This window comes from Nocardioides abyssi (assembly GCF_030412915.1).
Classification (GTDB): Bacteria; Actinomycetota; Actinomycetes; order Propionibacteriales; family Nocardioidaceae; genus Nocardioides; species Nocardioides abyssi.
Genome location: NZ_JAUHJR010000319.1, coordinates 1 through 211, shown reverse-complemented (window position 1 = coordinate 211; position 211 = coordinate 1). Strand labels below are relative to the sequence as shown.

The 211-nt window shown below is 84.4% G+C and carries 1 protein-coding gene; it reads left to right on the top strand.

All coding sequences use genetic code 11. From position 1 onward, the window contains the following. Window positions 1-211 (top strand): hypothetical protein (locus QWY29_RS20585; RefSeq protein WP_300963117.1); only part of this gene is annotated, 211 nt, incomplete at both ends.

Here is a 211-nt window from a genome sequence, read left to right as displayed (position 1 = left end):
GCGGCGTCCGCTGCCACCGGTTCCTCACGGGCGAGGACGCCCTGGTGCTCGCCTGGGTGGGCACCGCGCCGGCCCGAGCGGCCGCCGACCGCGGCGCGCCGGTCGAGCTGCCGCCGGCCACCGGCCGGCGGGACGGGTCCGGCGTGCCGGCTCCCCAGCCGATCGCCGCGGTCGCCGGCCCGGTCGCTGCCCGTCTCGGCGGCGGCCCGGC